The organism is Vibrio sp. M260118, assembly GCF_036533755.1.
GTDB lineage: Bacteria > Pseudomonadota > Gammaproteobacteria > Enterobacterales > Vibrionaceae > Vibrio.
Window position 1 is genome coordinate 1 of record NZ_JATABG010000142.1, and the last position, 8,442, is coordinate 8,442.

Consider the following 8,442-nt stretch of genomic DNA (forward strand, 5'->3'; position numbering starts at 1 on the left):
AAATTCAAGCCACTCACAACATTGACCAAGCCGACATGATGTCGGCTTTTTTGTTCGTAAAATCAATAAAAAAGGCGACTCAATGAGTCGCCTTTACCATTAATCTTTCAGCGATTAACCGATGTGCGTTGCTCCGCCCATGTACTTCTGTAGTACTGCTGGAATAGCGATACGACCGTCGGCTTCTTGGTTGTTCTCAAGGATAGCAACCATAGTACGACCAACCGCAAGACCAGAACCGTTTAGGGTGTGCACTAGTTCAGGCTTCTTCTCGCCTTTACGACGGAAGCGTGCTTGCATACGACGCGCTTGGAAGTCCCACATGTTTGAACATGAAGAGATTTCACGGTACGTCTTCTGAGCTGGAACCCACACTTCTAGATCGTAAGTCTTACGTGCACCAAAGCCCATATCACCAGTACATAGAACCACTTTACGGTAAGGAAGCTCTAGCAACTGAAGGACTTTCTCAGCATGACCTGTTAGCTCTTCAAGAGCATTCATAGACTCTTCTGGCTTAGTGATTTGTACTAGCTCAACTTTGTCGAACTGGTGCATACGGATAAGACCACGAGTATCACGACCGTAAGAACCTGCCTCAGAGCGGAAACATGGCGTATGAGCCGTCATTTTAAGTGGCAGATCCGCTTCATCAGAAATCGTATCACGCACCATGTTAGTCACTGGTACTTCTGCCGTTGGAATTAGAGACAGCTTACGTGGCTCTTCATCGTTCACTTTTTCTTCTAATGGCTCAGTGTGGAACAAGTCTTTACCAAACTTAGGTAGCTGACCTGTACCAAATAGGCTGTCAGAGTTAACTAGGTAAGGAACGTACATCTCTGTGTAACCATGCTCGTCAGTATGAAGATCTAGCATGAACTGAGCGATCGCACGGTGAAGACGCGCAAACTGACCTTTCATTACGATAAATCGAGCGCCAGTGATTTTGGTTGCACTAGCGAAATCTAAGCCACCACCAAGCTCACCAAGATCAACGTGATCTTTTAGCTCAAAGTCATAAGTTTTTGGCTCACCCCAACGAGAGATTTCAACGTTATCGTCTTCATCTTTACCCTCTGGCACATCGTCAGCAGGTAGGTTAGGCACAGAAAGCGTAATCTCTTCAAGTTTAGCCATAACTTCATCAAGTTCGACTTTTTTCGCATCAAGATCGCTACCAAGAGTACCAATTTGCTTCTTGATCTCTTCTGCACCCTCTTTATCGCCGGCTGCCATTTTTTGGCCGATTTGCTTAGAGATGGAATTACGCGTGGATTGTAAATTTTCAACTTCTACTTGAATCGACTTACGTTGTTCTTCAAGTGTACGGATAGTGTCTACGTCTAGCTTAAAGCCACGACGCGCTAGTTTTGCAGCTGTATCATCCAGCTCTGTACGAAGTAATTTAGAATCCAGCATTGTTAATCCTATGCTTTTTAGTAGTGAAATCGCGCTTGAGCATCTTGCTCAAGCGCTAAAAAATTATGTCCCAAAATAGTTGGAGTTGCAGCGCGGCAACAAACCAATTCAGCCCTATGAGCATAGGTGCTCTATTTGATTAGGGTGAATTGGTGCAGTTAACAAAGCTGCGGCTTCAAATATGAAGGGATACACGGGTAAATGTATCTAAAATGGCCGCCTATTCATAGCGCTTTTGTGGGCTTTTTGCGTCTAAACTAGCCAAGTAATCTAACTTTTCGCCAATTTTGGTTTCTAAGCCGCGATTTGTCGGATGATAGTAGCGTGTACCTACCATTTCTGGCGGTAAATAGCGCTCACCTGCGGCATAGGCCCCAGGTTCATCGTGAGCGTAACGGTACTCTGAGCCATAGCCTAAATCCTTCATTAGACTAGTCGGAGCGTTACGCAAATGCGGCGGAACTTCATACTCAGGTTCGTTGTGAGCGTCGTTAAGCGCTTGCTTCCATGCGGTGTAAACCGCATTGCTTTTTGGCGCGCAAGCAAGGTAAACAATCGCTTGAGCGATCGCCCGCTCACCTTCTGCAGGGCCGACGCGCGTAAAGCAATCCCAAGCTGACAGAGCAACCTGCATCGCTCTTGGATCGGCATTGCCAATATCTTCTGAGGCTATGGCTAACAATCGGCGCGCGATGTACAAGGGGTCGCAGCCTGCAGCAATCATTCTCGCCGACCAATAGAGCGCTGCATCCGGATTCGAGCCACGAATCGATTTATGCACCGCTGAAATTAGGTCGTACCAAATATCACCTTTGTTATCAAAGCGTGAGACTTTTTCTCCTGCGACTTCCGCCAACAGCTGCAAAGTGATCGCTTTGTCGCCTTGGGGATCATCCTGAGCCATATCGTATAGTAACTCAAGATAGTTAAGAGACATGCGCGCATCGCCATTAACAAGTTCGGCAAGTCTATCTAGTACATTGTCGGCAAAATTAGCCGAGAATTTTCCCAGTCCTCGTTCAGGATCTGAGATAGCCTGCTGCAGTGCTAAAAGAATGTCCTCTTTGGCAAGCGAGGTAAGCTTGTACACCCTAGCTCGCGACAACAGTGCATTGTTTAACTCAAACGATGGATTTTCGGTGGTTGCACCGATAAAAGTTACCGTACCATCTTCGATGTGTGGCAAAAACGCATCTTGCTGCGACTTGTTGAAGCGGTGTACCTCATCAACGAATAGAATAGTTCTCCTACCCGCCATTTTGTTCTCACGGGCTTTCTCTATCGCAGCGCGAATCTCTTTCACGCCCGAAGTCACCGCCGAGACACGCTCTACTTCCGCATTGGCATAATTAGCTGCCACTTCTGCGAGAGTTGTTTTGCCCGTACCCGGTGGCCCCCAGAGAATCATAGAGTGGATATGACCGGCTTCTAACGCTCTTCTCAGTGGCTTTCCTTGTCCAAGGATATGCTGCTGACCAATGTATTGATCCAATGTTTCTGGGCGCATTCTTGCAGCAAGGGGACGAAAATCTTCGTCCCCGGAAAAATCTAATGAGTAGTTACTCACATTTAGTTCCTTTGGTCATCAACCTCAACACCTTCCGGTACAACGAAGGTAAATCGCTCCGCTTTCGGTTTGCTAAGCTCAATGTTGTTGAACTTAAAGCTACTCTGTTGTCCGTCTTGTTCAACAACGCTGAATCCTTGTACCGCACCTTGTTCGTCGATGGTTAGCTTGAACTGGCCTTGGTTCGAATCAGCGTTAGTTGGCGTTAAAGTAAAGATGTCGCCATGCTGCTCTACTCGGTAATTATCCCAGTCACTTGCTCGGTTGCGGGTCAGCAAAACAAAAGGGGTTTGCTCTGTGGCTTGTTCTTGCCAATAAATACTGACTTGCTCGATAAAAGGACTGTAATACCACAGAGACTTACCGTCTGAGACAAGTACGTTTTCATCTGGCATTGTCGTTGTCCAACGGAACAAGCTTGGGCGAGCAATTTCTACATGACCCTCACCTTCCATCACCAGCTCACCTTCAGGGCTAATCAACTGCTGAGAAAAGTCAGCGCTAAAGCCTTCAGTTTTCTGTAAACGCTGGCTTAGTTCATCTTTTGGCGCTGCCATTACTGAAAAGCTCATCAGTAGTAATACGGCAAGTTTCTTCATTAAAATTCTTCCTAGTTTTACATATGTCGCTTGTCGGTTTGACCGAGAAAGTTTCACTTTGTTCGATTAGCTACCACAGCATTGCTTGAATTTCTTACCACTACCACACGGACAAGCGTCATTGCGACCAGTATCTTTATATGGGTTAACACTTTGAGATTTAGCCCCCATCATAGCTTCGTCAGCCGCTTGAGCCACTTCAGCGATCATCAGGTCTGTTTGCGGATACATATCATCAAATGTTGGCGGCGTGTCTATCCCTGACGCTTGCATCTGTTGATGAGTTTGTTCCTCATCGATAGCCAACATTAGCGTAGTGAGCAGAGCTTGCAACATGCGTAGAGTGCCATCGCCAAGGTTCACTTCTGCCCACTGCTCTTCAATGGTTGGCCACAGCGTCATAAAGCCTTCGGCAAAATCAGCATACTCTTCACGATGATTATCTTCACCCAATAACGCCAATAGCGAATATTCATTGCGTTTTAAGTAACTATATTGCTGATTAATATGAGTTTCGATTTGCGTTCTAACTTTGTCTGCCTGCTCAGCAAACACTGACGATAGCCATGTTTCTGGAGCGAGAGGCTTGGTCGCCATATTTGCTGCCAATGTCAAACCTTCGAGAAACAGTGGGGACTCTGCAGAGATTGAACCTTCAAGCTCCAATAGTTGATACTTCATGATATTAATCTAGTTTTAGTCATAGTTTGTGCGCATTATACCCCTAACCGTCGCCTCTGGTCACTTCGATACTTAGCACTGCCATTTAATAACTATTCAATATAGTAATCTGGCATATCGCCTTCTATACCTATCCATCTCACTGTCATCTGGGCAAATCTCCAGATTAATACTTATTTCTCTTTGAGAATTTGCTCAATAGGTGCATCATGCGTTTCGAAACATTTTCTTACATCCTATTGGTAGGTAGCTGAAGTCAATATGAAAAGTGCACGCATACATGGTTTCACACTCATCGAATTAGTCGTTGTCATCGTTATTTTGGGTGTTCTCGCTGTTACAGCGGCACCAAGATTCCTCAACTATCAACGTGATGCTCATGTAGCTCGTGCTGATGCGGCTTTTTCAGCATTCGCCAACGCAGTTCAACTCTATCAAGCAAAATGGCTCACTCAGGGAGAACCTAGCACTCCAGTGGAGTACGGAACGGGGTCTATCTATCCTTCAACGCTTGGCTACCCAATGTCAGTTGGCAGTGCCCCCATAGACCCAACAGTTGGTCCTATTCGTGGCAGTGACTGCGTTGCGATGTGGAATGCTCTAATGCAAGTTGATCTCACTATACGTCCTTTGACGACGACCATTTTGCCTTCAGATACCGATATTGTCGCTTGGTATAACACCAGTAATCAATGCACCTACTACTACACTAGCGGCTATAGCGATGGTGAAGAGATGCCTCTAATGCTCTACTCGCCACTGACTGGTACTATCGAAAAAACTACCGGCAGAAATAATCCATCGAGTAATTAGACTTCCGAGCGCTTAATCTCTAAAATCACGCCTCTTAATTTGCGAGACTGATTGGTGAGAAGAGCTATATGCGACTAGTGCTAGGCCCGATGGAGGGTGTGTTAGATCATTTAATGCGCGAAATTTTAACAGACCTCAATGACTACGACTTATGTGTCACTGAGTTTGTGCGTGTGGTTGATCAACTCCTGCCAGATCACGTATTTCATCGTCTCTGTCCAGAACTACAGCAAGGTTCACAAACCAAATCCGGTGTGCCTGTTCATATTCAATTGCTTGGCCAAGATCCTAACTGGATGGCAGAAAACGCTATCAAAGCCGCTCAACTAGGCGCGAAAGGTATTGACCTCAACTTTGGTTGTCCAGCGAAACTGGTGAATAAGAGCAAGGGCGGTGCAGCGCTATTACAACACCCAGAGCTCATCCATAATGTCGTCAAAGCCTGTCGTGACGCCGTGCCAGCAACTACCCCAGTTACCGCTAAAATTCGCCTTGGTTGGGACAACCCGGATGACTGTTTTGAGATTGTAGATGCAATCCAATCAGCCGGAGCCAATGAGCTAACTGTTCACGCTAGAACCAAAACCGGTGGCTACAAAGCGAGCGAGATTAAGTGGGATTACATCAACCAAATTCGTCAAAGCTTTTCAATCCCATTGATTGCTAATGGCGAAATTTGGAACTATCAAGATGGCCAAGCTTGCATTGAGACAACGGGCGTCGACTCGCTGATGGTATGTCGAGGGGCATTCAATGTGCCTAACCTTGGCAATGTAGTGAAGCACAATCACAGTGCTATGCCTTGGTCTGAAGTTGTCGATTTGCTATTGGTTTACTCACAATACGAGATGAAGGGTGACAAAGGTTTGTATTACCCAAATCGTGTTAAGCAGTGGTTCTCTTACCTCCGTCACCAGTACCCACAAGCAGACGCACTATTTAGAGAGATCCGTACCTTCAATAAAGCAGCGCCTATTGTTGAATACATTACTCGCTATCGTGATGAACTAGCCGCTTAATTCACGGTTACCTAATTAAAAAAGCCCACTCGCAACTATATGCGAGTGGGCTTTTGCTATGTAAGGACTTACTAACCGTTAACTAGTTCAGTAGCAAACTATCGTCGGCTAGCTCTTCTCCCCTAACTTTTGAGAACATCTCAAGCAGATCAGGTACCTGCATATTAGCCCTCTGCTCGCCTGCAACATCTAGCACAATTTCGCCTTGGTGGAGCATCACAGTGCGATCACCACAGGCAAGCGCATCTTTCATCGAATGAGTGACCATCATCACCGTCAAGTTAAACTCAGCGACAATTTTCTTGGTCAGGCCGATGATGAACGCGGCCATTCTAGGGTCGAGTGCTGCGGTGTGTTCATCAAGTAGCAGTAGCTTACTATCCGAAAGCGTCGCCATAACCAAGCTTACGGCTTGACGCTGACCACCAGACAGTAACCCAATGCTATCTCCTAAACGGTCTTCAAGCCCTAAACCTAAAATCGCGATACGTTCTTGAAACAGCTTACGACGTTTATTAGAAAGCGACAGGTTCCACCCGCGCTTTTTGCCACGCATATAGGCGAGTGCCATATTCTCTTCAATGGTCAGTTCACCACAAGTGCCCGCTAATGGGTCTTGAAACACGCGCGCACACTGCTGAGCCCGTTGGTCCACTGTGCGCTTGGTAACATCGAGATCATCGATAACTACGCTACCTCCCACCATAGGAGTCTCACCCGTTACCGCGCCAAGCAGAGTGGATTTACCTGCACCATTTGAGCCGATTACCGTCAAGAACTGATGTTCTGGTACTTCTAAGCTCACGCCGCGCAGCGCTCGATTTTCTAAGATAGTGCCCGGATTAAAAGTCACTTGAATATCTTCTAAACGAATCATACTACTTCTCCTGACTCTTTATCCTGCTTCTGTTTGCCACCAGCAGGAGGACTAAGCTTTTTTGATTTAAGGTTGCCTTTTATCTTTGGAGCAATTAGAGCCGCAGCCACGAGCACAGCAGTGACTAAGTTCAGATCTGAAGCCTGCAAACCGAACATGCCGGTACTCAGCGCAAAGGCCACGGCTAAACGATACAGAACAGAACCGACAATGACCGCAACAACCGCAACCCAAATTCTGCGCCCCGGAATCAAGGTTTGACCGAGTATAACAGCGGCAAGTCCAACAACTATGGTACCCACACCTGAAGTGACATCAGCAAAGCTATTGGTTTGGGCAAAAAGCGCGCCTGCAAAACCAACAAAGCCGTTTGAGAGAGCCAAACCAAAATAGGTGTAAAACGCGGTACTGGCTCCTTGCGCGGAAACCATGCGTGCATTAACACCCGTAGCTCTAAGACCCAATCCAAAATCGCTGTTTAATAACCTGACCACAAACCAAGCGGATACCAACACCAACACACCGACAACCAGCGGGCGAACAAGCATGGGATCGCCGACCATTTCAAATGGCGTGAGTATCGTCTCTTCTCCAAGTAGAGCAACGTTTGGACGCCCCATAATACGGATGTTGATAGAGAACGCCGCTATCATAGTCAAAATCGAGGCAAGCAAGTGGAGAATCCCACAACGGACGGCTAGGAACGCGGTCACCCAACCCGTCGCAGCCCCAGCGATGATCGCCATAAAGGTCGCAACCCAAGGATTAATACCCGAGACAATCGCCGTTGCCGCGACAGCAGCCCCCATAGGAAAGCTACCATCGACGCTTAAGTCTGGAAAATCGAGAACGCGGAAGGTGAGATAGACGCCCAAAGCCACTAGCCCGTATAACAGACCAATTTCCAACGCGCCAAAAAAAGCAAAAGCAGACATACAAACTCCCTTTTCTGCTAATGATCACAACGCTCAAGCATGCGCCATTCACGCACACTTGAGCCAGCGAGTTACTTCACGCTAGTTGCACGATCTAAAACAGATTGAGGAATTGAGAGGCCAAGTTTAGTCGCAGCGCTCTTGTTAACAACAAGGTCAGAGCCTTTCGCAACTTTAACGTCTAGTGAACCTGGCGTTGAACCTTCAAGAATCGCAGCCACATAATCTGCCGTTTGAACGCCCACTTGGTAATAGTCGAAGCCTAAGCTCGCGATAGCGCCCTTCTCAACATAAGAAGTTGCGCCGCCCAGTACAGGGGTTTTCGCTTGGTTCGCCGCCACAATCATACCTTCAATAGCGCTAGCAACGGTATTGTCTGTCGGTGCATAGATGACATCTGATTTAGCTGCAATCGCTTGAGTGGCAGATTGAACGTCAGCACTCTTCAAGGCTGTCGCTTCAATAACTTGAATGCCCTGCGCTTGAGCACTTTGCTTAAGTAGCTCAACCAGAGTAACCGCATTGGCTT

General features: G+C 46.9%; 9 protein-coding genes. 2 read left to right on the plus strand and 7 right to left on the minus strand.

Annotated features, from left to right (window positions below; all coding sequences use genetic code 11):
• Positions 1-114 precede the first annotated feature (114 nt).
• The 4 genes from serS to QTO00_RS10300 form a co-directional block, all read right to left on the minus strand.
• Positions 115-1,422, minus strand: coding sequence for a serine--tRNA ligase (gene serS / locus QTO00_RS10285; RefSeq protein WP_038206885.1), 1,308 nt, complete (start codon positions 1,420-1,422; stop codon positions 115-117).
• 220 nt (positions 1,423-1,642) lie between these two features.
• On the minus strand, positions 1,643-2,989 hold the full coding sequence (locus QTO00_RS10290; RefSeq protein WP_331424691.1) for a replication-associated recombination protein A: 1,347 nt from the start codon (positions 2,987-2,989) through the stop codon (positions 1,643-1,645).
• A gap of 2 nt (positions 2,990-2,991) precedes the next feature.
• Positions 2,992-3,588 carry an outer membrane lipoprotein chaperone LolA gene (lolA, locus tag QTO00_RS10295; RefSeq protein WP_331424692.1) on the minus strand — a complete coding sequence of 199 codons (597 nt, stop codon included), beginning with the start codon at positions 3,586-3,588 and terminating at the stop codon, positions 2,992-2,994.
• A gap of 66 nt (positions 3,589-3,654) precedes the next feature.
• Entirely contained in the window at positions 3,655-4,269 is a 615-nt protein-coding gene (locus QTO00_RS10300) for a YecA family protein (protein ID WP_331424693.1), read from the minus strand.
• 261 nt (positions 4,270-4,530) lie between these two features.
• On the opposite strand from QTO00_RS10300, the gene QTO00_RS10305 reads away from it, so the two are divergent.
• Both QTO00_RS10305 and dusC read left to right on the plus strand, forming a co-directional pair.
• Positions 4,531-5,082, plus strand: coding sequence for a prepilin-type N-terminal cleavage/methylation domain-containing protein (locus tag QTO00_RS10305; protein WP_331424694.1), 552 nt, complete (start codon positions 4,531-4,533; stop codon positions 5,080-5,082).
• Between the two features lie 68 nt (positions 5,083-5,150).
• Complete coding sequence (gene dusC, locus QTO00_RS10310) at positions 5,151-6,101, plus strand: tRNA dihydrouridine(16) synthase DusC (protein WP_331424695.1); 951 nt, start codon at positions 5,151-5,153, stop codon at positions 6,099-6,101.
• 82 nt (positions 6,102-6,183) lie between these two features.
• Here the strand turns inward: dusC and QTO00_RS10315 are convergent, their stop codons facing one another.
• From QTO00_RS10315 to QTO00_RS10325, 3 genes are all read right to left on the minus strand, one after another.
• Positions 6,184-6,978 (minus strand): ABC transporter ATP-binding protein, encoded by a 795-nt coding sequence (locus QTO00_RS10315; RefSeq protein ID WP_331424696.1) that lies wholly within the window; start codon positions 6,976-6,978, stop codon positions 6,184-6,186.
• A complete protein-coding gene (locus tag QTO00_RS10320) occupies positions 6,975-7,913 on the minus strand; it encodes an ABC transporter permease (protein ID WP_038206864.1) in 939 nt (312 codons plus the stop codon). The genes QTO00_RS10315 and QTO00_RS10320 overlap by 4 nt, the downstream gene beginning before the upstream one ends.
• A gap of 71 nt (positions 7,914-7,984) precedes the next feature.
• Positions 7,985-8,442 (minus strand): ABC transporter substrate binding protein (locus QTO00_RS10325; protein ID WP_331424699.1); only part of this gene is annotated, 458 nt, incomplete at its 5' end.

What these genes read in the sequence shown, in the direction of transcription:
- lolA (WP_331424692.1), bottom strand. Translation starts at nt 3,588, where the DNA reads ATGAAGAAACTTGCCGTATTACTACTGATGAGCTTTTCAGTAATGGCA.
- dusC (WP_331424695.1), top strand. Translation starts at nt 5,151, where the DNA reads ATGCGACTAGTGCTAGGCCCGATGGAGGGTGTGTTAGATCATTTAATG.
- QTO00_RS10320 (WP_038206864.1), bottom strand. Translation starts at nt 7,913, where the DNA reads ATGTCTGCTTTTGCTTTTTTTGGCGCGTTGGAAATTGGTCTGTTATAC.
- QTO00_RS10300 (WP_331424693.1), bottom strand. Translation starts at nt 4,269, where the DNA reads ATGAAGTATCAACTATTGGAGCTTGAAGGTTCAATCTCTGCAGAGTCC.
- QTO00_RS10315 (WP_331424696.1), bottom strand. Translation starts at nt 6,978, where the DNA reads ATGATTCGTTTAGAAGATATTCAAGTGACTTTTAATCCGGGCACTATC.
- QTO00_RS10305 (WP_331424694.1), top strand. Translation starts at nt 4,531, where the DNA reads ATGAAAAGTGCACGCATACATGGTTTCACACTCATCGAATTAGTCGTT.
- serS (WP_038206885.1), bottom strand. Translation starts at nt 1,422, where the DNA reads ATGCTGGATTCTAAATTACTTCGTACAGAGCTGGATGATACAGCTGCA.